This is a genomic window from Tellurirhabdus rosea (genome assembly GCF_026278345.1).
Classification (GTDB): Bacteria; Bacteroidota; Bacteroidia; order Cytophagales; family Spirosomataceae; genus Tellurirhabdus; species Tellurirhabdus rosea.
The window spans coordinates 2391612-2417026 of sequence record NZ_CP111085.1; the positions used below are offsets into that span (position 1 = coordinate 2391612).

Here is a 25415-nt window from a genome sequence, read left to right on the forward strand (position 1 = left end):
GCTACCCGCGCCACGTCCGCACGGCCTCCCCGGCACCGGACAGGGTTTTCAGGTTCATTTCGGAATATTTCCGCGACAGAATAATCCCGTCGGAGCCGCCCCGCAGGGCCGCTTCGACGGATGTTTTCAGCCCCGCCGCGCCCAGATTGCGCTCATTTCCGGCCGAGGGCAGGTCTACGTCGATACCGGCCAGCACCTGCGTCGGGGCGTCGCCGAGTCCGGTCCGGATGCGGCGCGTTTCGTTGGTGATGTATTCGCTGCTGAAGCCCTTGGTCGTCAGTTCGCTGAACCCCGGCTGGTTGTAGCCCATGATGGCGTATTCCAGTTCCAGCATCTGCTCGGGTGTCAGGTCGCCGTACCAGGCCATTGTGGCGTTTTCGATGTACTTCGCCATGCGGTTGCCGATCACGGATTCGTACATGGTCACTTTCAGGAAATCGCTGTACGGGGCCATGGCGGGCCAGTCCTGTTCGGCGCGGTAGAACGGGTTCAGGCCGTTGTTGACCGCAATCGCCCACCCGACCTGCGTCCGGGGTCGGTCTTTCTTCACAAAAGCGTACACATCGCGGTACATCCGCTGCAAACTATCGGTCTGAAAGGTCTGCCACTGCAGGATTTCCGGATAACGCAGCAGCAGGCGCAGAAACGTCACGTGGAAGCCGTCGTTGGGGCGTTTCCCGGCACGGCTCTGGGCCACAAATCCTTCCAGCTTTTCGTAGCCTTCCTGCACCCGCGCGAGGTTGATGCCCTGCGCCCGGCCAAGCCGCTGGCAGTGTTCGCAGAAACAGGTCGGTTCCGAGAAGCCGAGGTGCGTCAGGCCCATCGTTTTGCTCAGCGGCCCGATCCGTTCGCTGCGGTAGAGCAGCCCGTCCACGTCGTAACTCGTCAGGCAGTCGGCAAGCAGGCCAAACAGGACTTCCCGGTACGACTCGTTGTTCATGCAGACCTCGCCCCGCGGCTGGCCCGTGCGGCTGCGCTCGACCAGATTTTCGAAGGCTTTTACGCCGTGCCGGATGTTGTCGGCAAAGAACACGTACGTTTTCAAACCGCGTTTTCGGGCGGCAGGAATGACTTCTTTCAGCACGTCGAAACCGGGCAGGTCGGGCGAGCGGAAGGCTTCGTACAGCGGACTTTTGTGAAATTTCGGGTGCAGCGTGGCGTAGTAGCCGCCTTTGAAACCGTCGTCGCCGAGGTAGATTTTTTTGCCGTGGTCGGGAAAGGGAAAGCCCTTGAGCTGCCGCCCGGCCAGCCCGTCGTTGAAGGCCAGCACGGTGATGAAAATCGTGTTCACCGCCGCGAGCCGCTGCACGTTGTCGAGCACCGCTTCCACACCTTCGTCCACAAACGACACGGCCGGAATCTGGATGCCGATGAGTTTGTCCCGCCCGGGCGAACCCGCAACGGCCGAAAAAGCCGGGACTGTGGGCAGGGCCGCCGCTGCCAGGGCTGTATTCACTAAAAATTCACGTCGATTCATAAACGATTTTCCTGATTTAAACGACCCGTTCGGCCCCTTTCCAGATGCCTTCGTCGTACTGGATTCCGAGCCCCGGCGTCTCGGGAATGGCCATCCTCCCCTGCTGCACCCGCAGGGCGGGCGTGTACCACGAAGCGGGCTTTTCACCCGGATTATAAACAAATTCCTGCAGGCCGTAGAGATTGGGCACCAGCGCGGCCACCTGCCAGAACGGACCGATAAGCGGATCGGCTTTGGGCGTATGCGGCGCGATGGTTTTCCCGAGCTGGCCAACGATGGCCGATACCTGCAAGGTCCGCAGAATCCCGCCGTTGTAGTACAGATCGGGTTGCAGCAGGTCGTACACGCCCGTTTGGGCCAGCCGCTGAAACCGGTACAGGCTCGAATCCTGCTCGCCGCCCGCCAGCACGATTTTGGTCAGCGCTTGGTTCACCTGCCGCATGCCTTCCTCGTCCTCAAACGGGCAGGGCTCTTCAAAAATCGCCACGCCGTACTCCTCCAGAAACCTGCCCGTCCGGATGCCCTGTTCGGGCGTGAAGGAGCCGTTGCCGTCGGCGTAAATCGTGACGCGGTCGCCGAGCTTCTTCCGGACCAGCGGCACAAACTGCCGGGTGCGGCGGTCGTCCTCGTCGGTGTTCTGCATCCGTCCGCCGACTTTGATCTTCACGCCCCGCGCGCCGGTAACGGCCAGTTTTTCGGCCAGCCGGTCCACCACGGCTTCGGCCGGGTCGCCACCCCGCCAGAAATCGGAGATGTAGACTTCGTAGTCGTTCCGGACGGGTTTCCCGAGCAGGGCGTAGACCGGCTTGCGCGTCAAACGGCCCAGCAGGTCCCAGACGGCGATTTCGACCGAGCCGATGCAGTTCCAGAGCGGCATTCCAGCGTACTTGTAGTTGCTGTTGAGGCGGTAGGCGTTATCGACCAGTTGCGGCAGGTCGCGGGCGTCTTTCCCGACAAAATGCGGCAGCACCAGCCCTTTCAGCAGCGAGGTGAGATTCGGCATCCGGTCGTTGCACTGGGTCACGCCCCGGCTGCCGTCCTGCGCCGTCACCACCAGCAGGAGCCGCCCCTGCGTTTTGAGCAGTTCCACCGAACGGATCGGCACCGGGTCGGGCAGCGCTTTTTTTAGATCGGGCAACGGCCAGACGGGGAGCGGGGCGGCGGAGACACCGGCCACCGATATACCCATCAGGCTCAGGGCACTCAGGGCGGTCAGCTGTTTCAGAAAATGGGTTCGGTTCATCGTCGATCGGGCGCTTGGGAAAACAGGACGGTTCGATTAGTACTTAAAGAGCGCTTTGGCCCTCTTCTCATTAACGACCAGCCCCAGACCGTTCTCTTTCGGTAGCAGCATCTCGCCATTTTTGAATTCAAGACCCTGGTCGAAGATCGAGCAGATGGTGGCGTAGCGGTCGGCTTCGATGTATTCCACCATCGGCCCGCAGTTCGGAATGGCCGACAGAATCTGGATGGTGGCGGCGCTGCCGAGCATCGGTTTGGTGTTGTGCGGCACAATGCCTTTGTGGTAAACCTGCGCCAGATGGCAGATTTTCAGTCCTTCGGTGATGCCGCCCGATTTGATAAAATCCGGATTGATCAGGTCCGGCCGCCCGGTTTTCATCAGCTCGTCGAACATCCAGCGGTTGTAGCATTTCTCCCCGGCCATGACGGGGATGGTCATCGCATCGACCACCGTAGCCAGGTCGCGCAGGTTTTCGTTGGGGCACGGGCTTTCGTAAAATTTCATGCCCAGACCTTCCAGCGCCTTGCCGATCTCGATGGCCCGGTAGCCGGTATAACCTTCGTTGGGGTCCAGAAAAAGATCCACCGAATCGGGCAGGGCTTTCCGGATGGCCGTGTAATATTTCAGGCTGGGATCGTCTTTCGGGTTGATGTTGTACTCCCGGATCTGCGCGCGGATTTTGACGGTTTTAAAGCCTTTTTCGGCCAGCTTAACGGCCTGTTTCACCGCCTCGTCCACCGGAATGGTCCCGGCCTTGATGCCGAAGCCCGCATAAGCCGGAACGCGGTCGCGGAATTTTCCGCCGATGAGTTTATAGACCGGCACTTTCAGCAGTTTGGCTTTCAGGTCCCAGAGCGCACAGTCGACGCCCGCGATGGCGTAGGTCAGCGCACCGCCCCCGCCGAGGTCGTGGTTTTTCCAGAACATGGCCTCCCAGAGCCGCTCGGTATCGAACGGACTCTGGCCGACCACCTCCCGTTTCAGCAGGTCGTTGATAATGGCCTGGATGGCCCGGATGCCGTTGGCGCTGCTTTCGCCCCAGCCCACCGTCCCGTCCGTGGCCTCGATGCGGACGTACACGCCCCGGTCGTAGCCATCCTGAAAAACGAGTCCTTTGACATCTTTCACCCGGATGTCGTCCGGCAAGTCGGGCTGTTGCGCGAGAGCCGGCAGGGCGAGGGTTCCCAGGCCCAGCAGGGCGGTTTGGCGGAGGAATTGTCGTCGTGTATTCATGGTCAGCCTGCGGCGGGAAGGCGTTTTGTCGGCCGAAACGCCTTCCCGCCGCTAGTGAAAGTTAGTAGCCTTTATTCTGATCCAGATTCGGGTTCAGGTCAATCTCCCGGGTGGGCACCGGCCAGAGGATGAAATCCGGGTTGGTCAGGCCGGGAATGGTTCCGACGGCCTTGTTCCAGCGGACGAGGTCGTACCAGCGGTGGCCTTCCAGGCAAAGCTCCAGATAGCGCTCGTTTTCGATCGCCAGCCGCAGGGCGGCCTGTGTCGTCGCCGTGGTGGGAGCCAGTCCTGCCCGCGTCCGGATCTGGTTCAGGAACGGGATGGCCTCGGCGGTGCGGCCCAATTCGTTGAGGCATTCGGCCCGCAGCAGCACAATATCGGCCAGCCGGAGCAGGACCACATTACTGGTCTGCGTGCCCCGGTTGGTGGTGGTCGGAGGGCCCTGTTCGTACTTGCGGGTGTAGTTCCGGTTGTTGAACGTCGCCACGCTGATGGCCGCCCGCCCATCGCCGGTACTGGCCGCAAACGCCTGCATCAGTTTATTTTCCGGAGCCAGCCGGTAGGCCGATCCCGAAAACGGCACCGTCTCGCGGTCCAGCCCGTGCCCTTCGACGGCCGTGCTGGGCCGGTACGAAATTTCAAACAGGGTTTCGGGCGTATTCTGTCGGCCGGCCGCAAACAGATCGGCATAACTGGCGCCTGCCACCAGCCGGTACTGCGAATCCGCCATCACTTCCTCGCATTCTTTCAGGGCCAGATCGAAATCGCCCTGCGCGCCCCGCTGGAGGTAGACCTTCGCCAGCCAGCCGCGGGCGGCTCCTTTGGCGGCGCGGGCCCGGTTGGTATGCTGGACGGGCAGAAGTTTTTCGGCTTCCAGCAGGTCGGCGATGATCTGCCGGTAAACGTCGGCCACTTCACTGCGCTTCAGCTGAAAATCCTGGGCCGACGATTTGGAGGGCTGCAGCGGCAGCGGAATTTTGCCGTAGAGCCGGGTAAGGTGGAAGAAGGCCAGCGCCCGGCCGAAGTACGCCTCACCCAGCACGCGGTCTTTGGCCAGCGCCGGGTCGTTGATGGCCGGGACGTTCGCCAGCACGTCGTTGGCGGCGTGAACGGCGAAGTAATAATCCCGCCAGAAATCGCTCACGTTGCCCTGCCCCGGCTGCACCGTGAAGGCTTCATGGCGCGTGAAGTTCCCGCCCGAAACGGCCCGGCCGTCGTCGCCCATCACGCTCGGCACGATGATGACGTTCTGCGTGACCGGTGCCTGCAGGAAGTTGTACATGTTCATCAGGCCCGCCTCGGCATCACCGGCCGTCTGCCAGAAATTCTGGGCCACAATCTGGCTGATGGGCGACATCTCCAGCATCGAATCGCAGGCCGTCAGGCTCAGGAACGCCGCCGCCAGGGTAAGTCTTTTTATCGTTTTCATGATTCGTTCGGGTTAAAAGCCTAGGTTCAGTCCCACCGTGACGACGCGCGCCTGGGGCTGCGTCAGGTAATCGACACCCAGCGACGGAATGCGCCCGCCGCCCGTGTTCTGGCTCTCGGGATCGAAACCGGAGTAATTGGTCAGCGTAATCAGGTTCTGGCCGCTGACGTACAGCCGGGCGTTGCTGAGCCGGATGCGCTGGAGCAGCGCCGTCGGGAAGGTGTAGCCCAGGGTGATGTTGCGGAAACGCAGAAACGAGCCGTCTTCGAGGTAGCGGTCCGAGACGTCGGTCGGGGCCGCGCCGCTGATGGCCGACGAGCCGTAGAGCGGTTTGGGAACGTCCGTCACATCGCCGGGTTTCTGCCAGCGCCGCAGCACGTCGGTGCTCTGGTTCAGGTCTTCGATCATGCCCGTCAGTACGGCTCGCGTCATGTTGTAGATCTGGTTGCCGTACGACCAGTTCATCACCACGCTCAGTTCCAGCCCTTTGTAACTGAAGGTATTGGTCAGCCCGCCAATGTGGCGCGGCAGGGCGTTGCCGATGATGACGCGGTCGAACTGGCGGGAGAAGAACCCGTCGTTGTTCACGTCCAGAAAGGCCGCTTCGCCCGCCCGGACGCCCCGTTCGTACAGGTCCGTGACGGCGTTGGTCGGGTCCTGAATGCGCGGAATATCCTCGTTGGTCGAATAGACGCCGAGGTAGCGGTAGCCGTAGAAATTACCGACCGACTGCCCCACGCGGTAGACGGTGTACGGCCCTTCGACCCCGTAGGCATCCGGCAGTTTGAAAATAAAATCGGACCCGAGCGCCCCGTTGTCGGGCAGGTAGGTGATGCGGTTGCGGTTGAAGGAAATGTTAAAATTGGTCGTCCACTTCAGGGCGCCGGTCAGGTTGCGGGTGTTGAGCGTAAACTCCAGCCCGCGGTTTTCCATCGTGCCGATATTGGCGTTGCCGATGGATTCAAAGCCCGAGGTCCACGGCAGCTGACGCTGGAAAATCAGGTCTTTGGTTCGTTTCAGGTACGCTTCGGCCGTCAGGCTGACGCGGCTGTTGAGGAGCGAAATATCGAGTCCGGCGTTGGCCGCCGCCGTCGATTCCCAGCCCAGTTCGGGATTCGGAATGTTGGATTGACCGATGCCGGGATTGCCGTCGTAGTTTCGCCCGGTGCCGTACAGGGCCAGCGCCGGATAATCGCCGCCCAGCCCTTCCTGGTTGCCCGTGACGCCGTAGCCCACCCGCAGTTTCAGGTCGTTGATGAGCGGATTGTTTTGCAGGAAAGGTTCCTCCGAAATGCGCCAGCCAACCGACAGCGCCGGAAACGCGCCGTAACGTTTGTTGGCCCCGAAGCGGCTCGACCCATCGACGCGGAAGCTGGCGTCGGCCAGGTATTTGTCCTTGTAATTATAACTGGCCCGGCCAAAATAGGACAGCAGCGCCCATTCGGACAGGCTGTGAATTGGCGTGTAGGGGTCGGCAATGGCGATTGTCTTGATGATGTTCGACCCGGCCGTCTGCCCGCCCGCCTGCAGGAAGTTGTTCTGGGATTTCTGGAGCCCTACCCCGCCCAGCACCGTAACCGTGTGCGCACCGAACTGCTGCCGGTACGTGAGCGTGTTGTCACTCAGCCAGGTAAACTGATCGCTGTCGACGGCCAGCGCCTCGGCCCGGCCGTTGCGCGAGAGCACATAACTCGGCACAAACCGCTCCTGCCGGTCGTCGAGGTTGTCGATGCCGAAGGTCGAGCGGAAGGTCAGGTTTTTCAGAATCTGGTATTCGGCGTACAGATTCGAAATGACCCGTTTCTGGGTGCTCTGAAACAGGACGTCGCTGGCCAGCATCACCGGGTTTTCGTTCAGCAGCGGGTCGGTCGGATACGTTCCGTCGGCGTTCCGGACGGGCAGGTTGGGGTTGCGTGTCAGGGCGTTGGCCAGAATCGAAAAACCGCTATAATCGTTGGCTACGCGGTTGGTCCGGGCAATGCTCAGCAGCGTGCTCGTCCCGAATTTTAGCCGGTCTGTGGCCTGGTAATCGAGGTTAATGCGCAGGTTGAAGCGGTTGTAATCCTGCCCGATGATGGTTCCCTGCTGCCGGAAATAACCCAGCGACACAAAGCTGCTCGTGCGCTCGTTGCCCCCCGCCACCGAGAAGTTGTAATTGCTGATGGGCGCGGTACGGAAAATCTGGTCCTGCCAGTCGGTGTTGAGGCCGGTCGGCTTCACGTCGCTGAACGGAAACTCCGTCAGCGGGTTGCGGCCCCGGTTCACCAGCGATTCGCGCAGGATTTCCACAAACTGATCGCCGTTGAGCAGGTCGAGCCGTTTGGTTACGTTCTGGACTCCCGTGTAGGCATCGAAGCTGAACCGGGCCTTGCCCGACTTGCCGCGCTTGGTCGTGATGAGCACCACGCCGTTGGAACCCCGCGCCCCGTAGATGGCGGCAGCGGCGGCATCTTTCAGGATATCAATGCTTTCAATGTCGTTTGGGTTCAGGTCGGCGAGGGCCGAGGTGCGCTGTCCACCGGCGTCGAGCACCGTTCCGCCGAAATTGTTCAGGGGAACGCCGTCGACCACAAACAGGGGCCGCGTTTCGCCCAGCAGCGAGGCGGTGCCGCGGATGCGGATGAAAATTTCCCCGGCGGGCGACCCGGAGTTCTGCACCACCTGAACCCCGGCGGCTTTCCCCTGCAACAGGGCGTCCGGGCTCGTGACGGGCTGGTTCTGCAAATCCCGGCTTTTCAGGGACGTGATGGAACTGGTCAGGTCGCGCTGCTGGGCCGTGCCGTAGCCCACCACGATCACTTCGTTGAGCGCCCGGGTATCGGGGGTCAGACTCAGATTGAGGGTGCTGTGGTTGCCAACCGGTACCTCCTGGGGCAGATACCCGACAAAGGAGAAGACCAGCGTCACGGCTCCGTCGGGCACCGACAGGGCGTAGCGACCGTCGGCATCCGTGCTCGTGCCGCGCGTAGTGCCTTTGATGGCGACGCTGACCCCCGGCATGGGCTGGCTGTTGTCCGACCCGGTCACCTGTCCGGTAACCCGGCGTTCCTGCCGGACTTCAGCCGGGGCGACCGGAGCCGGTTTTTCGCGGAGAATGTACAGCCGGCTGCTGACCGCTTCGTAGGTAAGTCCCACCGGCGAAAGCAGCGCCTCCAGTGCAGCGGGCAGGTTATCGGCCTGGACCGGGTTTAGCAACGGTTTTCCGTCGAGGAGGCGGCTTTCGTACCCAAACCGGACCTTAAACCGGCCTTCCAGGTCCCGGAGCGCCTGCCGGAGCGTGACGGTCTGCCGCGGGGTAGAATCGATGCGAAACAGAGTCGGGCCGTTTTTGGCCAGCAGGCCCTGGGCCGAAACGGGCAGCGTACTCACCACAAGCAGGGCACAGAGTACAGTCCGACCGATTTTTTTAAGCCATACATAGAAGTTCATGTGCATACGGAATTAAGGATTCACCGGACGGGCCGCCCGGATCAACAGGGTTTTGTCTTGTCGGATAATGTGCAGCGAAAACGCTCGTTCGAGCGCGGTCAGAAGAACATCCAGATTGGAATCGGGCAGGGTTGCCGTCAGGCGGCGGGAGGCCAGCGCGGGGTCTTCGAGGGCAACCCGGTAGCCGTAATTTTCTTCGATCAGCGTCGCAATGTCAGACAGCGGCGTTTCTTCGAAAACGAGTTCGTCTTCCGTCCATGACGAGTGCTTGTCGGCTTCGATGCGGCTGTGCAGCGAAATGGCCTGCTGTTCGCTCACTTCGACCAGGTCGCCCGGCAGCATGTCCAGCGTCCGTTTCGCCACGTTCAGCCGGATTTTGCCTTCGTTGAGCACGACCTTCACGCGGCGGTGGCGGGTCGATACGTCGAACTGCGTCCCAAGCACCTCCACCCGGACCCCCGCGGCCCGCACGGCAAATTTCACGCGCTGTCCGTCGCGCTGTTGCTTCCGGACGCGGAAAAACGCCTCCCCGTTCAGCCTCACCTCGCGCTTTCCGTCCGCCCAGCCGGGCGTCAGGGCCAGTTCAGAATTGGCGTTGAGGGTCACGACCGACCCGTCGGGCAGGGTCAGTTCGCGGCGTTCGCCGAAGCCGGTGCGGTACACCACGGCATCCGCCGCCCCGGGCGCTTCCGAAGCCGGTGCGGATCGGGGAGCTTGGGTCGCCACGGGCGTTTCGGCGGGCTGTCCCGCCTGCTGGCTGTACCGCCAGATTCCCACGAAGCCGACCAGCAGCAGCACGGCGGCGGCGGCCCGTCCAACCGGACCAGAAACCCAGCGCTGCCAGCGGGGCCTGCGCAGGTCTACCAACTGCTGCACTTTCCGGATTTCGTCTTCGAGCTGGTCGGGGGGCAACTGGCGGGGGCGGTACGCCGCCAGGGCCTCGACGAGCCGGGCGGCGGCCTCCACATCCGTCCGCCGGTCGGGATGACGGGCCTGCCATTCGTTCCAGTACCGCACCGCTTCCGGGTCGCTGCCGTGAACGAAGGCCCGGAACGAAGGGTCGTCGGCGAGGCTAAACGGGTTGAGGGAATCGGAGTTCATGTCCTGCTTTTTTTTACAGGACGGACGACGGCGGCCCTTTTACCGGTTTTCTGAAAAAAATTATCCGAAAAATACCGAACCCAGGTACAAAGTCGCCAGGCGGTTCAGCCATTCGGGCGGGAGTTGCTGGCGGAGCGTGTTGAGCCCTTCGTGAACGAGGTTGTAGACGGTGCGTTCGCGGATGTCCATGATGCGGGCAATGTCGGCATAGTCCAGTTCCTGAAAATACCGCAGAAAGACGGCTTCCCGCTGCCGCCGGGGCAGTCGGTTGAGGGCATCGGCCAGTTGCTGCGAGCGGTGGAGCCGGGTGGTTTCTTCGATCAGAAAGTCTTCGGGCGAAAAGACAAAGTCAGGCTGCAGGGCGGATTCCTCCGAATCGGACCAGAAGATGGTCGGCACGAAGCGTTTGTTGCGCCGCTGGTAATCGATGAGCCGGTGGCGGAGCGACACCAGCAGGTACGCCCGGATGGATTCGATGGTACTCCACTCGTGGCGACGGTTCCAGAAGGCCAGAAACGTTTCCTGAATGCAGTCCTTGGTCGTTTCCTCGTCGCCGCGGGTGAGTTTGAGACCGTAGTCGTAGAGCAGGTTATAATGCTGCTGCATGAACTGGGCCAGCCGGGCTTCGGGTGTCCCCGACGAAGAGGCGGTAGAGTTGACGTTCATGAATTCATGCGCTGCCTGCCTGATCCGGCTGGGTAAATGTACGTAAGCAATCGGGATCAAAAGCGGAACCGGAAAGATTTATACCGGGGCCGATTTCTGTTCTTTCAAAAATAATACGTCGCCCACGCAACCCTCCGCGGCCCGGCTCCGTACTGGCTCCGAAACCTTTCCGACTACGCACCATTTTTCCTGAATTCCGATGAAACGCCTCGTTTACACCTTTACTGCCGCCCTGCTGCTGGCGGGACTGCTTTCCTGCGAAGACAAAGAAACCGCTCCGGACCCGGGCGTTCTGGTCAGCCAGACGACCCTCGGCAACGTTTTGACCGACGAAAGCGGACGGACGCTCTATTTCTTTGCCAACGACACCGACGGCAATTCGGCCTGCACCGGCAACTGCCTGACCAACTGGCCCGTTTTTTACCGGGAAACTATGCCCAACCTGGCCACCAGCCTCAACGCTGCGGATTTCAGCACCATTACCCGCGCCGACGGCACCAAACAAACGGCCTTCCGGGGCTGGCCGCTGTACTATTACGCCAAAGACAGCAAGGCGGGCGACCTCACGGGCGAAAACGTCGGCAACATCTGGTTCGTGGCCAAACCCGACTACAGCATCATGTTTGCCAACCGGCAGCTGGTCGGTCACGACGGCAAGAATTACACGAGCGATTACAAGGAAGGCACCGGCAGCACCGTCTTCCTGACCGATGGCCGCGGCAACACGCTTTACGGCTTCGCGCGCGACAAACGCAACAAAAACAACTACACCCGGGCCGATTTCAGCAACAACGCCATCTGGCCGATCTACGAAGTCACGCTGAAGGACATTCCCTCGACCCTCGACCGGACGCAATTCGGTACGATTCCGGTGGGGAACCGGACGCAGCTCACTTACAAAGGCTGGCCGTTGTATTATTTCGGGCAAGACACCAAACGCGGCGACACCAAAGGCGTCAGTTTCCCGTCGCCGGGCATCTGGCCGATCATCCAGAAGGACACGCCGGTAGCGCCGGAATAGCAACTTTTTTTCGGTAATTAGCGACGGCCACGCAACCCCGGCGCCGTTTTTCCCGTACCGTCAAAGAACCCGGTCCTTCCCTATGACCCTAACCGCCGACATCCCCGCGCTTCTGACGGAGTGCCAGAGCGGAAACCGCAAAAGCCAGGAACGCCTGTACCGGGAGTTCTACGGCTACGCCATGGGAATCTGTCTGCGCTATTCGTACAGCCGGGAAGATGCCGTCGAGATTCTTAACGACAGCTTTCTGAAGGTGTTCACGCGCGCACACCAGTACCGGCCGGAAGTACCGTTTAAACTCTGGCTGCGCCGGATTCTGATCAATTCGGCAGTGGATTACCACCGCCAGCAGCAGAAACACCGATTTCACGAAGATATTGGCCGGGCCGACCAACTGCCTACAGTGGAGGCGAACGCACTGGAACAGATCACGCACAGCGAATTGCTGGACATGATCCGGCAGTTGTCGCCGGCCTACCGCCTTGTGTTCAACCTGTACGTCATCGACGGATTTTCGCACGAGGAGATCGCGGCACAGCTTCAGATTTCGATCGGAACGTCGAAATCAAACCTGTCGCGCGCCCGCGAACAGTTGAAAAGTATGCTAACCCGCAGAGACCATGCCACTTATGGACGAACTTCCTGAAGACGAGCCCAGAGGCGACGAACGCCTCGACGGCCTCTTCCGGGAGGCTGCGGATGGGCACCAACCGACGTTCAATCCCGCCGACTGGGCCGACCTGAACCAGCGTCTGGACCAGCACGACCGGACTACGTTCTGGGCCCAGTGGCTCCGGCGGGGCCTGTATGCGCTGCTGCTGTTGCTGCTCACCGGCGCCGGTTTGTGGTTCTGGCGGCAAAATGAACCTTCCGGAAAAGCGGCATCCGGCGGGGCAAAGAACCCTGCCGTTACTTCGCCCCAAACAGACGGTACCGGACTGGCTCAGCGGGAAGCCAGCGGAGAAGCCCCAAACCCGGCAGCAACAATAGAAAAAGAGAAAACTAAGTCCGCCAGTTCTCCGGATGGCACCGCTCTGACCCGGGTGCAGTCGTCGGAAGATCCGGCCGCAACGGGCGGAGCGGAGGCTGTTACCCCGGAAAAGATCGGGGTCCGTCCGGGAGCTTCCCGCCCCGAGGCTTTTGCTGGCCGGGCCAATCCGGATGCGCCGCTTTCCGGCCCTTCGGCGGGCGGGTCTTTACCTACCTCAAAGAATGTGGATAAGTATGTGGATAAGTCCATAAATGGCAGGGGATCAGTCCGGACGAACACCCGTAAAAAGTCGCTTTACAGGTCAGAACAACGCAAAACAGGCTCCATTGAGTTATCCACACCGGTCGCCGCCCAAACCCGTCGCCGGAGACCGATAGCCGGGGCAAAACAGCCGGAGGCCAACGACATTTTTAACCCGGAACACCGGCCAATCGCAAGTTCATCGGTCGCCGGATCGCCGGACGCCGGTTCGCCGGTCGCTGGACGGTCGGACGGTTCCCGGAAGACGGGGGCATCGACAGCCAGCGATCCGGTAACCAGTTCACAAGCGGCCGGCGACCGGCGATCCGGCGATCTGGCGGCTGGCGATCCGGCGGCTGGCTTTCCCGACAGTCGGCTGGCGCTTGGGGAACTGCCCCTGCTGGCGACCCGGCCACTTTGGCGTCCCGACAGCCTGCTTCGGCAGGAAACACCGTACTTTGAAGCCTCGGGGGCGACGGAGCCTCGCGTTACGCCTCCGCCGCGCTGGTCGCCGCTGAGCATCCGGGTGGCGGCGACACCGGACATGAGCTTTCTGGGCGGGAAGGGTCCGGCACTGGCGCTGACCTACGGCGGCCTGCTTGAATACCAGTTTACGCGGCGGTTCGTCCTGCAGGGCGGCGTGCTGCGCTCAGTAAAGCAGTATTACGCCGGACGGCAGGATTACACGTTTCAGCACTGGTACCAGCAACTGAAACCCGACCGCATTGAAGCGCACTGTACCCTTCTGGACATTCCGATCAACCTTCGGTTCAATGCCCTGATCAACGAACGCCGCCGCTGGTTTATCAGCGGCGGCATTTCCACCTACATCATGCGCAAAGAGAAGTACGAGTATTATTACGACCAGATTCCGCCGGGAACCCAGATTCGGTACTGGAACCTGCAGGTGACCCCGGCTACGGGCCGCTTCAACGCGAGCCACCTGAATTTTTCGGTCGGGTACGAACGCAGCTTCTCGCGCCGCCTCTCGTGGCAGGCAGAACCGTTCCTGAAAGCGCCGCTCAAAGGCGTTGGCTGGGGGAAAGTCCGGCTGCTGACCACGGGCGTTCTTTTCTCGCTGCGCTATAACTTATAAGTAATTTTCACTAAATAAGCAGGGGAAGAAAATCGTTTATGTTCCGGTAATTCGTATATAAACCGCTTGCGGACTAATCCGGAAAGCCCCGCGCCTTTCGCTGTAGCAACATTAATTCATTTCTGATTCGTATTAATTTCCAGAAACCATGACCAACACCCAACCTGACCAGATGAAACGCGGCGAGTTCCTGCGTAGCCTCGGCCTGAGCAGCGCCGCCCTGATGTCCGTTTACTGCCTCGGTACGCTGACGTCCTGCTCCAGTGACAGCGACGATCCGGCACCGACCCCTCCCGCCGCGGGCTTTACGGGCAATGCCGACACCAGCAAAGGAGCCATTGATTTTACGCTCGACCTGACGGCGGCGGCCTACAGCAAGCTCAAAACTGTGGGGGAATTTGTGGCCGTCGACAGCGTGGTGGTGGCCAATGCCGGAGGCAACATGGTCGCCGTGGGCCGGGTGTGCACCCACCAGGCGGGCCGTCTGACGTACCGTTCAACCACCAACGACTTTATCTGCGACAATCATGGCGGACTTTTCAACACCAACGGCTCGGTGAAGGCTTCGCCGCCGACTACGCCCGTGCCTTCGTACAAAACGAGCCTGACCAACAGCGGCAATACCCTGCGCGTAACCGCCTGACCGGATTAACCCTTTACCCCATGAAATACCTGTTCGCCATTGTCTTTTTGATGCTTGCTACGCTGGCCGTGCGGGCGCAGGATACCACCCAGGTAGCTGCGCCCGCCGCCAGCGATTCGGCCACCGTGGATTCGGCGGCCGACAGTCTGCTCGCCAGTCTGACCCAGGAATCGGCCCCCACGACCGCCGATATGATTCCGAAAAAGATGACGCTCGGCCAGCGGATTCTGTGGAGCCGGAAGGGCCTCATCCGCACGACCGGCCTCGCCCCGCTGACACCGGAAGGCCGCGAAAAAGAGCTGAAGCTCCGCCGGACGATGCTGGTCACCCACCAGGTCGTCGGGTTCGCCACCCTGGCCGGGATGATTGCGCAGGGCATCCTGGGTTCGCAGTTGTACAAGGCGCAGGGCGACCGGTACACTCGTCTAAAGGATACGCACCGCGGCGTGGCTACATTTATCAACATTTCGTACGGCACCACGGCTTTGCTGGCGTTTACGTCGCCGCCGCGGCTCCCGACGAGTAGCCACCGGCGCGGGTTCAGTTCCATTAAACTGCATAAAACGCTGGCCTACGTGCATTTGGCGGGTATGATTGCCACCAATGTACTGGCCCGACAACTCGACGGCAGAGAAACCATCAAGATGGCGCACCGGGCCGCCGCGTTCACTACGTTCGCGGCGTTCGGGGCGGCCATTGTCGCCATTAAGTTCTGACAGCTTATGAAAACTTTCCTTTTTGCGGCCCTGTGTCTGGTCGCCGGGTTGCTTACGTCCTTTACCGAACCGGCGGCCCGCCGTAAACTGATGGCCGACAAAAGCGCTTCGACCATTTCCTACGCCATGCGCCACCCCATGCACGAATGGGAAGGCATCAGCCGCGACGTGGTCTGCGCCATTGTGTACGACGACGAAGCGAAAAAAATCGAAAACGTGGCGGCCGTCGTCAAGGTTTCGACCTTCGACAGCCAGAATACCAACCGCGACTCGCACGCGCTGGAAGTGCTCGATGCGCTGAAATACCCGAATGTGACGTTCAGCAGTCAGGACATCAAACCCGGCGCCAACAATACGCTCGCCATCCGGGGTAACCTGACCTTCCACAACGTCACCCGCCCCGTCACGCTCCAGGCAGTCCGCAAGGACGGCAACGGCCGCTTCACCATCGAAGGCCAGTTCGACCTCAAATTATCCGACTACAAAATCGAACGCCCCACCCTGATGATGGTCCCGACGGAGGATGAGGTGAAGATGAAGTTTACGTTTGTGTTTAAAGAATGACTGAATGTTGAATGTTGAATGTTGGATAGCTTCGAACATTCAAGCAAAGCGGAGTTATTTCAACATTCAACATTCAACATTCAAAATTTCCTACACCCCGTGGTGAAACAGCAAAAACAGAAACACGTACATCCAGAGCACGTCTACAAAGTGCCAGTAGAGCGTGACGAGGCGGAGGCGGAGCTGATTGGGGGGATTGACGCTGTAGACGAAAATTTCGATATAAGGCTTGCGACGGATGGCTTCAGCGTAGGCAATTCCGAGGAAGATTAAGCCGATCAGAATGTGCAGCAGGTGCAGCCCGGAGAGAAGATACAGAAAGCTGCTCGACGGGTTGGTTTGCAGATAAACCCCGTCCATCACCCACTCGCGCCAGCCCAGAATCTGCAGCAGGACGAACAGAATGCCCAGAAACAGGGTCGTGCCCATGTAACTCCGGTATTGCCGGAACCGCTCCTGCCGAAAAGCGCCGTTGGCGATGTGCAGCGTCAGGCTGCTGGCCAGAATGACGGCCGTGCTGGCCAGAAACACCCTGGGCATCGCAATGTCCTTCCAGTCGGCGCTGGTCCGGCGCACGATATAAGCAGCCAGAAGAATGGTGAAAATAAACACGCTGCCGGCAATGAGCAGCCACAACATGAATCGTTTGGGTTCCCGGCGTCGGGTGAGAAAGTTACTCATGAACAGGTCAGCGGGGGCAGAATCTCACTCAAAGGTCTCCCTGCCAAACGCGATAGGCCGCAAAATGGTTTGGCAGAACGGGCGCTTGCTCAAAAATCCCGTAAATCGTCGACCCGGAGCCGCTCATGCTGGCGTAGACGGCCCCCTGTTCGTACAGTTCCGCTTTCAGCTTCTCCAGAACGGGATACTTCGGAAACAGGCTTTCCTCAAAATCATTCCGGACGGCCCGGCGCCATTCCGCGACCGGCGTCTCCAGTAAGGCCCGCAGCGGCACCTCCGGGCGGCGCGGGCGGATCCCGGCGTACGCTTCCGCCGTCGAAATCGCCAGATTCGGGTACACCAGTACAGCCGCATAGCCTTTCAACGAAAGGCTGATTTCTTCAAAAACATCCCCCTTTTCCACGCAGTAAACGGGCTCGTTGCGGACAAAAAACGCGCAATCGCTGCCCAGCGGCCGGGCGTAACCCTCCATCTGGTCCGGCGAAAGACCGAGCGCAAATTTTTCATTGAGCAGCTTCAGGGCAAACGCCGCATCAGCCGAACCGCCGCCCAGCCCGGCCCCGATGGGCACGATTTTGTGCAGGTGCATCTTCACCGGCGGCAGATCGAAGTCCTGCTTCAGGGACTCGTAAGCCCGCACGCAGAGGTTGCGGGCCGGGTCGCCGGGGATGGCCAGTCCGCCGGTGGTGAAGGAAAACGTTTCGGCCGGGACCACCTCCAGCACATCCGTCCACCCGACCGGATAGAAGCAGGATTCGAGGTTGTGGAACCCGTCCGGGCGTTTTTCGACGATGTTCAGACCGATATTAATCTTCACGTTGGGAAACTGCACCATGCTGACGTAAGAACTGCTCCCCGGCCACCGGGAAGGCAAATTGCGGAGCAAGATTACAAAAATCCGCGCAGATGACATTCGTCATTTTCGGGCGGCGTTATTCTGCTAAGGGAGCATTTATCAGACATTAAATCTTTCTTAATATCTATCATATCAATTGGTTATGTATTGTTATTAGAAAAACAACGTCTTACTTTCGTATCGATTTACTCACCGTAACTTTTATGAGCCGTAACTTTAAGGTATCCGTATGGATGCTCCTTGTGCTTTGCTGCCTGGGAATATCCACGCGAGGTTTTGCGCAGCTTGAGGCTGGTTTTCAGGACCAGCCCTTTGTCGGATCGTTCCCCAACGGTACCGGCATGACGTTCGACAGGAACGGTATTTTGTATGTGTGGGAAAAAGGCGGAAAGCTCTGGCGCGTCGAAAACGGCGTTAAACCCGCGGCCCCCATGCTCGACATCAGCGAAGAAGTCGGCGACTACGGCGACCACGGTCTGCTCAGCGTAGTCACCGACCCCAACTTTGCGACCAACGGGTACGTGTACCTCTATTACGTAGCCGACCTGCACCACCTGCTGTACTACGGAACCCCGCAGTACGACCCCACGAAAACCATCAGCGATCGCTCGACCATCGTCCGCGTGGCCCGGTACACGGCCCGCGCCTCGGACGGCATGCGGACGATTGATCCCGCCAGCCGCCTCCTGCTGCTGGGCGAAACCAAATCGACCGGCATTCCGGTGCTGCACCTGTCGCATGCCGGCGGGGCGATGGTCTTCGGGACCGACGGCACGCTGCTGATCTCGACCGGCGACGGAGCGGGCTTCGGCTCACCGGACATGGGTTCGCATCCGGAAACGTTCTTTCAGGCCGGACTGGACGACGGGATCATTCCCGCTTCCGAAAACATCGGCTGCTTCCGGGCCCAGAGCCTGAACTCGCTTTGCGGAAAAGTGCTGCGGATCAATCCGGGCACGGGCAACGGCGTTTCGTCGAACCCGTACTACGATGCCGCCAACCCGCGTTCGCCCAAATCGCGAATCTGGGCGGCGGGTCTCCGCAATCCGTTCCGGATGTCGCTGCGCCCCGGCACGGGTGTGACCGATCCGGCCGCGGGCAACCCCGGCGCGCTCTACATCGGTGACGTGGGCTACTCCCGATTCGAGGAAATCGACGTCGTGACGGGCAAAGGACAGAACTTCGGCTGGCCGTTTTACGAAGGTATGGACCGCGGTTCCGACGAGTTCTGGTGGAACAATGCCGGGATTCCGTACCGTCCGGCAACGCCCATCGGTGCGGTGGTAGCCTGGCGCGGAACGGGTCTGGTTCGTCGCGGAGCGACGCAGTACCCGCTCGGGCAGGCTCCGTTCGCCATTCAGGGCATTTCGGGCAACTGCGTCATCGGCGGCGAATTCCATCCCGGCGGCGGCAACTACCCGGCGGCTTACCAGAACCGGTATTTCTTCACCGATTACGGCTCGGGCTGGATCATTGGCTCCCGCTTCGACGCGGGCAATGAACCGGAAGAAAACGGAATGATCTCGATGGCCCGCGGCGGCTTTATTCCCGGCGTGGCCTGTATGGCGTTCAACCCCGTTGACAAAAATCTGTATTACATGCGTTTCGGGCAGGGAGCCAGCATCCGCCGGGTCGTTTATGCCGGGGCAGTCAACCAGCCGCCCGTGGCCCGCATCACGGCCGACCGGACGTCCGGCAACAGCCCGCTCACGGTAGCCTTCTCGGGCAGTCAGTCCACCGACCCCGACGGCCAGCCGCTGACCTACACCTGGAATTTTGGAGACGGCACCACCGGCACGGGCCTGGCCCCCACGCACACGTTTACGACCACGGCCACCGGCCCCAATTCGTACACGGTGACGCTGACCGTTGCCGACAATGCCGGTGGGTCTGCTCAGGCCCAGCAGGTGATTTCGATGCGCAATACGCCGCCGGTCATTTCGGGCACCAGCCTCGACGCCATTGTCCGTTTCGACAACACGCAGGCGCAGACCGTCAACCTCTCGGCCACGGTATCCGATGCGCAGACGCCGAATGCCCAGCTGACGTACAAATGGTCGGCGTTCCTGTATCACAACGACCACCGGCACCACGACCTCGATATTAACGCACCGACCGGCACACTGAGCATCAGCCCGCTTTCGTGCGACGGCTCAGCCACGTACTGGTACCGCATTTACCTGACCGTCACGGACCCGGGCGGGCTTTCGACGGAATATTACAAAGATCTGTACCCGGCCTGCGCCGGTCAGCAGCAGACCATCACTTTCCCGACGCTGGCCGACCGGACTACGGCTTCCCCTTCGTTCATTCCGCAGGCCACGGCTTCGTCCGGACTGCCGGTTGAGTATTTCGTGGTGGAAGGTCCGGCCTTTATCAACAACGGCCGCGTGGAACTGAACGGCGGACAGGGCCGGGTGACCATCCGGGCCACGCAGCACGGCAACAGCACGTTCTCTCCGGCAACGGCCGTCGAACGGTCATTCAACGTAACGGGCGTACAGGCGTTCAACCCAGCGTACACCCGTCCGGAAGGCCACCTCGACGAAGCCGATTGCAGCTTCGTCAAAGGCTGGGTCGTCGACCGCAACCAGCCGAACGTGCCGATTACGGTGGACCTGTATATCGACGGGCAGTTTGAAGCTACGCTTCGCGCCGATCTGTACCGGCAGGATTTGGCGCAGTATCTCGGCGATAACGGCTATCACGGCTTTCTGTATACCCTGCCGGCGGGTCGTCGGACGGGCGGCACGCACCGGGTTGAAGCCAAATTCGGGGGCACCACCCTCGCGCTGAACACGCCGATGCGGCAATACACCTGTACCGCTCCGGCACCGACGCCCGCTCCAGCACCGGCTCCAGCCCCGACCCCTGCTCCGACGCCAGCACCCGCTCCGGCCCCGACCGTGAGTTACGGTGCGCCGGAAGGTCACCTCGACGAGGCGCAGTGCGATTTTGTCAAAGGCTGGGCGGTTGACCGCCGCGCTCTGAATCAGTCCGTGAACGTAGACATCTTCATGGATGGGACCTTGATTGGGACGATCAAAGCGGACCTGTCGCGGCCGGACGTGGGAACGTATCTGGGGGATAATGGTCTGCACGGGTTCCGATTCCCCATTCCGACGAACTATCAGACTCCCGGCACGCACCGCATCGAAGCCCGTTTTGCGGGAAGTACCATCGTCCTGACCGGGTCGCCGAAGCAGTACACCTGTACCACGCCGGCTCCTCAGGCAGCGCCCGCCCCGACCCCACCCACGGCTGTAACTTACGGCTCACCGGAAGGCCACCTCGATGTTGCGCAGTGTGATCTGGTGAAAGGCTGGGCGGTCGACCGCCGGGCGCTGAACCAGTCGATCAGCGTCGATATCTACCTGGACGGAACGCTGATTGCAACGGTGAAAGCGGATCAGTCGCGGCCGGACGTGGGCACGTATCTTGGCGACAATGGCCTGCACGGGTTCCAGTACGCCATCCCGGCCACTTACCGGACACCGGGCACGCACCGCATCGAAGTGAAGTATGCCACGTCAAACCAGGCACTGCTGGATTCTCCGCGGCAGTACTCCTGCAACAGTGTAGCCCGTACGGCTGCGGTTGCCAAGGAACCCACGCCGCAGCAGGTTGCCGAAGGCCAGTGGCGGCTGTTCCCGAACCCGACGACGGACGAAGTGACTGTGGAGCTTCCGGCGGTTTTCAGCGCCAGCGACGTTCAGTTGTTCATCGTCACGCAATCGGGGGGTAAAGTGGCCATTCCGGCTAGCATGGTGCAGATCAGCGGCAACCAGTTGCGGGTCAGCACGCAGGCCTTGCAACTGCCGAAAGGCTTGTACTTCCTGCAGGTAACCCAGGGCCGCTATCCGCTGAAGACGCTGAAGTTTATTAAGCACTGATTTTTTAGAAAAAAGAGTATAGAAAAACGACTCATCTATTTTAATCTAGGCTAGTCTTTTCTCTCATCTCTTTTCTCAGAAACCCCGGACGCGCCTTGCGTTCGGGGTTTTGTGTTACCGGATGTCGGCGTAGAGCCGTTTCAGTTTTTCGGGCGAATAGCCCACACCCCAGAGAAAGCCGATGTACAGAAAAAGCGCATTCGCCCGCCAGAAACCCCATTTTTCCACCCGCCGGTCCGACGATTCCACCACCCGATTGACCTGCCGGATGCGCCCGAAGCGGACCAGTTTCAGCAGCAGGTCGGCCTCTTCCATGATCGGCAGTTCGTCCGTGTAGCCGCCGCAGGCCAGAAACTGTTCCCGGCGGCAGAAAATGACCTGATCGCCGAACAGCAGCCGCGCCCCTTTGAAGAAAAACAGATGCGGCCGGAACAGCAGCGGGGCGTAATAACTTTTGATATAGTTGTGAAACGACGTGATCCAGCGCGTCTGTAGCGGCCCGCGCATGAGCGAAATAAAGCCGCCCGCCGCCGTCCGGGTATCCGCCAGGGTTTCGAGCATAACGTTCAGGGCATCGTCGGGCAGGGTGGTGTCGGCGTGGAGAAAACACAGAACGTCACCGGTAGCGGCGCGGGACCCGTGGTTCATCTGCACCGAGCGGCAGGCCACCGGGCTTTTCAGCACCCGCAAAAAAGGCAGTTCGGCCCGGTAGGTTTGCAGCAGCCGGAGGGTCCCGTCGGTGCTGCCGCCGTCCACGACAATCACCTCCACCGGTTCCGGGCACAGTTGCCGGATCTGCCGCAGGGTACGGGGCAGCGCCTTTTCTTCGTTGAGGGTTGGAATGATGACAGAAACCGTAGCCACTGGACTTCCTCGCGGTTAGTAGTAATCTTGCAACAAGTTGTGAAGGTATAGGTTTGAACTTGTTAACAGCTCCCCTATCCCGAAAACCTGCTTTTTATGTTCAAATTCTTACCGAACGCCCTGCTCAAACAGCTTTATACCCGCAACAGTCTCCGCAACACGTCCGACGGTTTTGCTTTTTCGCTGAAAAACCGGCTGGCCGACGCCCGTTTTACCGGTCTGCAAAAAGCCCTCATCGACGGACGCGAGTACCCGGCAGCGGCCTTCACGCTGGAACCCGACGGAGGCGAGGCCGTTGCCCTGACCGCCATTTCGGCCAGCCAGCCGCTGAGCTTTCCCCTGCGCCGCTCGGTGAGTGTCCGGGCCAAAGGCGATTCATTGCCGGAAGGGCGGCATCAGTTGGAGATTACGCTGCATACGCAGCCCTTCGGGACGATCACGCTGAAAGTGGAGGACGAGCTCCAGACCGCCCCGCCGCCCGCAGAACGACCCGGCATTCCCCGGAATCCGGTCGATGATTATACGGCGGAAGCGGTCGGGAACCGGCAGGACTACCTGCGCACCACGACCGGCCTGAACCCCACGCACCTGACGGGCTATTCGTTCGAGCCGGAGGTGATGCGAGGCAACTGCGAAAACTTCGTCGGGGTGGCGCAGGTGCCGGTTGGACTCGCCGGGCCGCTCCGCATCAACGGCGAACACGCGCAGGGCGACTTCCTGATTCCGCTGGCGACCACCGAGGGAACGCTCGTGGCCTCCTACAACCGGGGCATGAAGCTCATCAACCTCAGCGGCGGCGTCCGCTGTACCGTTCAGGACGAAGGCATGCAGCGCGCCCCGGTTTTCGGGTTTGCCGATGCCCGCGCCGCCCGGGATTTTGTGCAGTGGATCGACGGGCACCGCGCCGACCTAGCGACCGAGGCCGAAAGCACCTCCCGCTACGCCCGGCTCCGCTACGTGGACAGCTACCTGACCGGTCGGCTGGCGTTCCTGCGGTTCGGCTTCTCGACGGGCGACGCGGCGGGGCAGAACATGGTCAGCAAGGCCACGCTGGCGGCCTGCAACTGGATTATGCAGCATTACGACGGTATTGAGGAGTTTTTTCTGGAATCCAATCTGGCGACCGACAAAAAGCCTTCGCAGATCAACGTGCTGAAAACCCGGGGGCGACGCGTCACAGCCGAAATCCTCATTCCCCGCGACCTGCTGATCCGGGAATTGCAGGTCGAACCGGCGACGCTGGACCGGCACGCCCGCTTTGGAAACATCGGCTCGTGGCTGGCGGGGGCCAACAACAACGGGCTGCATTCGGTCAACGGGCTGGCGGCGCTCTTCATCGCCACGGGACAGGATGTGGCCTGTCTGGCCGAGTCCTCGGCGGCGATTGCCTTCTCCGAAGTCCGGCCGAACGGCGACCTGTACGGATCCATCACGCTGCCTTCGCTGGTCATTGCCACGCACGGCGGCGGCACGGGCCTGCCGACCCAGCGCGAATGTCTTGAAATGATGGACTGTTACGGCTCCGGGAAGGTCAGCAAACTGGCCGAGATCATGGCGGGCGTGGTGGCCGCCGGGGAATTATCGCTGGCCGCCGCCATTTCCTCGCTCGACTGGGTGTCGAGCCACGAGGCGGCGCGGCGGGCGGAGTAACGACAGTTAAGATTTCCGGAAAGCTGTGAACAGCCAGACCCGCCTTCTGCTTCCCGATGCATAGCGGTTTGCCTTTGTCAATTCAGTTGGATCGCTACGCGATGGAACAAGGGAAGAATGCCGGGCCTGCTACCTGCTACAAACTTTTGATCGCTACGCGATGGGAAACGACCCATCTCCGGCTGGCCCAAAATATGCCTGCTGCTGGCCGGTGTCCACACCGGAGGTGCAAAGCCGGACCGCTTTTACATTAGGAATAATTCAGCAACCGCTTTCGTATAGTAACGACAAGGTGGAGTCACTTTAGCTTATAATCGTTTCCGTTCTTCGTTATGTACAGGCCATTAGCGCAACTGATTCTATCGGTTTTTTTACTGGCGCAGATTCGGGCTGTACATTTCGATCATTTTCCGAAAGAAGGTCAAAGCAATCGTTTGAACAGGCTCGGGGCTGGCCCTTTTTACGATACAACTTCCGTTAAAAACAATTTAAACCTGCTTCATACAAGCCTCGATAACGGCTTTAGCCTCCAAATGTTTTTTTGTTTCAAGGTTAACTCATTACAGGCACAGGTTAAATCTGATTCCGTCAAAATTGCATTCGAGATAAACGACCAGGGACAACCGATTATAACACAGGTTCACAAACATCTGATTGGCGTAGAGAGTCATCATCATAAAGAAATTTGTAACGGTTTCCTTTATTCAAACCCTGGAATTCCCGCCTGGAAGAAGTCCCCTTCTTTGTGGAACGCAGAGACACCAAAAACCTATTCTTACCATATTCATTTTACGTACGATCGTTCATCGGCAGAAGATTACGTTCATAAATCAATTGGCTTCCGAGCCTTTTCGGTGAAGAAGAACCGTCCTTATTTAAACGGGAGAGCGTTGACAATAAAGGCCGTTGAATGGCCAAACGTTCTGGATTCATCAGCCTCAGAAAGGGCGTTAGGCTTACTCAAGAGGCATTTTATCAATACAATCTTGATTTCAAAACGCCAGCCGGATATCTTTTATGAACAATGCAGCCGATTAGGCTTTTATTTATTTTGTCAGTTTGACAATATAACGGACGTAGAAGCGCTGCAATCATCCATCAATCCGTGTTTGTTGGGTTTCGTGAAAACCAACCGTAAACCAAATGAGGTAACCTACTACAAATTAGAGGAATTAAAAACGGGCTCATATTCAATTAATCCATACGGTACCATTTTGGGCATCGCGGATCTAAAACGGCTTGATGTAGCGGCTGGCAGGCTGTTCCCTCTGCAAATAGACACCACATCCCGGGGTGATTCGGTTTATGTTAACATTACCAACAAATTTGATTTTTCTACCTTAAAGAAAACGGTAGTCAGCGTTTTCGACAGCGCTACCGGCTCCCCACTTCGGCAACTAACCGTGGCCGACCTCAAGCCTATGCGTTCCTTAACGACGGGCCTTTGTCATAAAAAAGATGTAAAAAACTACACGCTGTTTTTTGTCATTACACCGGGGGAGGAGGACCGTCAGACACTGCTTTTTTATCGAAAGATTACAGCTGTCCCTTCACGATCGGGTTTCAGAATGCATTATGAAAATTGATTCTGGCCGGTGTCCGCACCGGCCAGAATCAGGCAC

The 25415-nt window shown here is 59.9% G+C and carries 19 protein-coding genes; 9 read left to right on the forward strand and 10 right to left on the reverse strand.

All coding sequences use genetic code 11. From position 1 onward, the window contains the following. Nucleotide 1: 1 nt before the first annotated feature. From ORG26_RS09935 to ORG26_RS09965, 7 genes are all read right to left on the reverse strand, one after another. Nucleotides 2–1477 carry a hypothetical protein gene (locus ORG26_RS09935; protein WP_266368863.1) on the reverse strand — a complete coding sequence of 492 codons (1476 nt, stop codon included), beginning with the start codon at nt 1475–1477 and terminating at the stop codon, nt 2–4. A gap of 16 nt (nt 1478–1493) precedes the next feature. Beyond that, nucleotides 1494–2720 (reverse strand): mandelate racemase/muconate lactonizing enzyme family protein, encoded by a 1227-nt coding sequence (locus ORG26_RS09940; protein ID WP_266368864.1) that lies wholly within the window; start codon nt 2718–2720, stop codon nt 1494–1496. Nucleotides 2721–2756: 36 nt separating this feature from the next. After that, a complete protein-coding gene (locus ORG26_RS09945; protein WP_266368865.1) occupies nt 2757–3953 on the reverse strand; it encodes a mandelate racemase/muconate lactonizing enzyme family protein in 1197 nt (398 codons plus the stop codon). A gap of 61 nt (nt 3954–4014) precedes the next feature. Further along, a complete protein-coding gene (locus ORG26_RS09950) occupies nt 4015–5382 on the reverse strand; it encodes a RagB/SusD family nutrient uptake outer membrane protein (RefSeq protein ID WP_266368866.1) in 1368 nt (455 codons plus the stop codon). A gap of 12 nt (nt 5383–5394) precedes the next feature. Continuing rightward, entirely contained in the window at nt 5395–8811 is a 3417-nt protein-coding gene (locus ORG26_RS09955; protein WP_266368869.1) for a SusC/RagA family TonB-linked outer membrane protein, read from the reverse strand. A gap of 12 nt (nt 8812–8823) precedes the next feature. Next, nucleotides 8824–9912 carry a FecR family protein gene (locus ORG26_RS09960; protein WP_266368871.1) on the reverse strand — a complete coding sequence of 363 codons (1089 nt, stop codon included), beginning with the start codon at nt 9910–9912 and terminating at the stop codon, nt 8824–8826. Nucleotides 9913–9972: 60 nt separating this feature from the next. Then, complete coding sequence (locus ORG26_RS09965) at nt 9973–10578, reverse strand: RNA polymerase sigma factor (RefSeq protein ID WP_266368873.1); 606 nt, start codon at nt 10576–10578, stop codon at nt 9973–9975. Between the two features lie 199 nt (nt 10579–10777). Between ORG26_RS09965 and ORG26_RS09970 the strand changes: the two genes are divergently transcribed. The 6 genes from ORG26_RS09970 (at nt 10778) to ORG26_RS09995 (ending at nt 15849) form a co-directional block, all read left to right on the forward strand. Further along, nucleotides 10778–11599 carry a hypothetical protein gene (locus tag ORG26_RS09970; RefSeq protein WP_266368875.1) on the forward strand — a complete coding sequence of 274 codons (822 nt, stop codon included), beginning with the start codon at nt 10778–10780 and terminating at the stop codon, nt 11597–11599. A gap of 82 nt (nt 11600–11681) precedes the next feature. Continuing rightward, the gene (locus tag ORG26_RS09975; RefSeq protein ID WP_266368877.1) at nt 11682–12245 is read left to right on the forward strand and encodes an RNA polymerase sigma factor; all 564 of its coding nucleotides are present in this window, start codon (nt 11682–11684) and stop codon (nt 12243–12245) included. Then, complete coding sequence (locus ORG26_RS09980) at nt 12229–13926, forward strand: hypothetical protein (protein WP_266368878.1); 1698 nt, start codon at nt 12229–12231, stop codon at nt 13924–13926. Before ORG26_RS09975 ends, ORG26_RS09980 begins: the two co-directional genes overlap by 17 nt. Nucleotides 13927–14074: 148 nt before the next feature. Then, entirely contained in the window at nt 14075–14569 is a 495-nt protein-coding gene (locus tag ORG26_RS09985) for a QcrA and Rieske domain-containing protein (protein WP_266368880.1), read from the forward strand. A gap of 20 nt (nt 14570–14589) precedes the next feature. Beyond that, on the forward strand, nt 14590–15285 hold the full coding sequence (locus ORG26_RS09990; protein ID WP_266368882.1) for a hypothetical protein: 696 nt from the start codon (nt 14590–14592) through the stop codon (nt 15283–15285). A gap of 6 nt (nt 15286–15291) precedes the next feature. Continuing rightward, nucleotides 15292–15849: a YceI family protein gene (locus tag ORG26_RS09995; protein WP_266368884.1), complete on the forward strand. Its 558-nt coding sequence runs from the start codon at nt 15292–15294 to the stop codon at nt 15847–15849. 90 nt (nt 15850–15939) lie between these two features. Here ORG26_RS09995 and ORG26_RS10000 read toward each other — a convergent pair whose 3' ends face one another. Continuing rightward, nucleotides 15940–16530, reverse strand: a complete 591-nt coding sequence (locus ORG26_RS10000; RefSeq protein ID WP_266368885.1) for a cytochrome c oxidase subunit 3 — start codon at nt 16528–16530, stop codon at nt 15940–15942. Between the two features lie 28 nt (nt 16531–16558). Then, on the reverse strand, nt 16559–17365 hold the full coding sequence (locus tag ORG26_RS10005; RefSeq protein WP_266369364.1) for a 4-(cytidine 5'-diphospho)-2-C-methyl-D-erythritol kinase: 807 nt from the start codon (nt 17363–17365) through the stop codon (nt 16559–16561). Nucleotides 17366–17589: 224 nt separating this feature from the next. Here ORG26_RS10005 and ORG26_RS10010 point away from each other — a divergent pair, with 224 nt between their 5' ends. Next, entirely contained in the window at nt 17590–21279 is a 3690-nt protein-coding gene (locus ORG26_RS10010; RefSeq protein WP_266368886.1) for a PQQ-dependent sugar dehydrogenase, read from the forward strand. Between the two features lie 114 nt (nt 21280–21393). Here ORG26_RS10010 and ORG26_RS10015 read toward each other — a convergent pair whose 3' ends face one another. Then, on the reverse strand, nt 21394–22143 hold the full coding sequence (locus ORG26_RS10015) for a TIGR04283 family arsenosugar biosynthesis glycosyltransferase (RefSeq protein WP_266368887.1): 750 nt from the start codon (nt 22141–22143) through the stop codon (nt 21394–21396). A gap of 96 nt (nt 22144–22239) precedes the next feature. On the opposite strand from ORG26_RS10015, the gene ORG26_RS10020 reads away from it, so the two are divergent. Together ORG26_RS10020 and ORG26_RS10025 are read left to right on the forward strand one after the other, a co-directional pair. Then, entirely contained in the window at nt 22240–23793 is a 1554-nt protein-coding gene (locus ORG26_RS10020; protein WP_266368888.1) for a hydroxymethylglutaryl-CoA reductase, read from the forward strand. 332 nt (nt 23794–24125) lie between these two features. Next, nucleotides 24126–25379, forward strand: a complete 1254-nt coding sequence (locus tag ORG26_RS10025; RefSeq protein ID WP_266368889.1) for a hypothetical protein — start codon at nt 24126–24128, stop codon at nt 25377–25379. Nucleotides 25380–25415 lie beyond the last annotated feature (36 nt).

Coding starts and splice junctions, on each gene's coding strand:
- ORG26_RS09935 (WP_266368863.1), bottom strand. CDS start 1,477: ATGAATCGACGTGAATTTTTAGTGAATACAGCCCTGGCAGCGGCGGCC.
- ORG26_RS09940 (WP_266368864.1), bottom strand. CDS start 2,720: ATGAACCGAACCCATTTTCTGAAACAGCTGACCGCCCTGAGTGCCCTG.
- ORG26_RS09945 (WP_266368865.1), bottom strand. CDS start 3,953: ATGAATACACGACGACAATTCCTCCGCCAAACCGCCCTGCTGGGCCTG.
- ORG26_RS09950 (WP_266368866.1), bottom strand. CDS start 5,382: ATGAAAACGATAAAAAGACTTACCCTGGCGGCGGCGTTCCTGAGCCTG.
- ORG26_RS09955 (WP_266368869.1), bottom strand. CDS start 8,811: ATGAACTTCTATGTATGGCTTAAAAAAATCGGTCGGACTGTACTCTGT.
- ORG26_RS09960 (WP_266368871.1), bottom strand. CDS start 9,912: ATGAACTCCGATTCCCTCAACCCGTTTAGCCTCGCCGACGACCCTTCG.
- ORG26_RS09965 (WP_266368873.1), bottom strand. CDS start 10,578: ATGAACGTCAACTCTACCGCCTCTTCGTCGGGGACACCCGAAGCCCGG.
- ORG26_RS09970 (WP_266368875.1), top strand. CDS start 10,778: ATGAAACGCCTCGTTTACACCTTTACTGCCGCCCTGCTGCTGGCGGGA.
- ORG26_RS09975 (WP_266368877.1), top strand. CDS start 11,682: ATGACCCTAACCGCCGACATCCCCGCGCTTCTGACGGAGTGCCAGAGC.
- ORG26_RS09980 (WP_266368878.1), top strand. CDS start 12,229: ATGGACGAACTTCCTGAAGACGAGCCCAGAGGCGACGAACGCCTCGAC.
- ORG26_RS09985 (WP_266368880.1), top strand. CDS start 14,075: ATGACCAACACCCAACCTGACCAGATGAAACGCGGCGAGTTCCTGCGT.
- ORG26_RS09990 (WP_266368882.1), top strand. CDS start 14,590: ATGAAATACCTGTTCGCCATTGTCTTTTTGATGCTTGCTACGCTGGCC.
- ORG26_RS09995 (WP_266368884.1), top strand. CDS start 15,292: ATGAAAACTTTCCTTTTTGCGGCCCTGTGTCTGGTCGCCGGGTTGCTT.
- ORG26_RS10000 (WP_266368885.1), bottom strand. CDS start 16,530: ATGAGTAACTTTCTCACCCGACGCCGGGAACCCAAACGATTCATGTTG.
- ORG26_RS10005 (WP_266369364.1), bottom strand. CDS start 17,365: ATGGTGCAGTTTCCCAACGTGAAGATTAATATCGGTCTGAACATCGTC.
- ORG26_RS10010 (WP_266368886.1), top strand. CDS start 17,590: ATGAGCCGTAACTTTAAGGTATCCGTATGGATGCTCCTTGTGCTTTGC.
- ORG26_RS10020 (WP_266368888.1), top strand. CDS start 22,240: ATGTTCAAATTCTTACCGAACGCCCTGCTCAAACAGCTTTATACCCGC.
- ORG26_RS10025 (WP_266368889.1), top strand. CDS start 24,126: ATGTACAGGCCATTAGCGCAACTGATTCTATCGGTTTTTTTACTGGCG.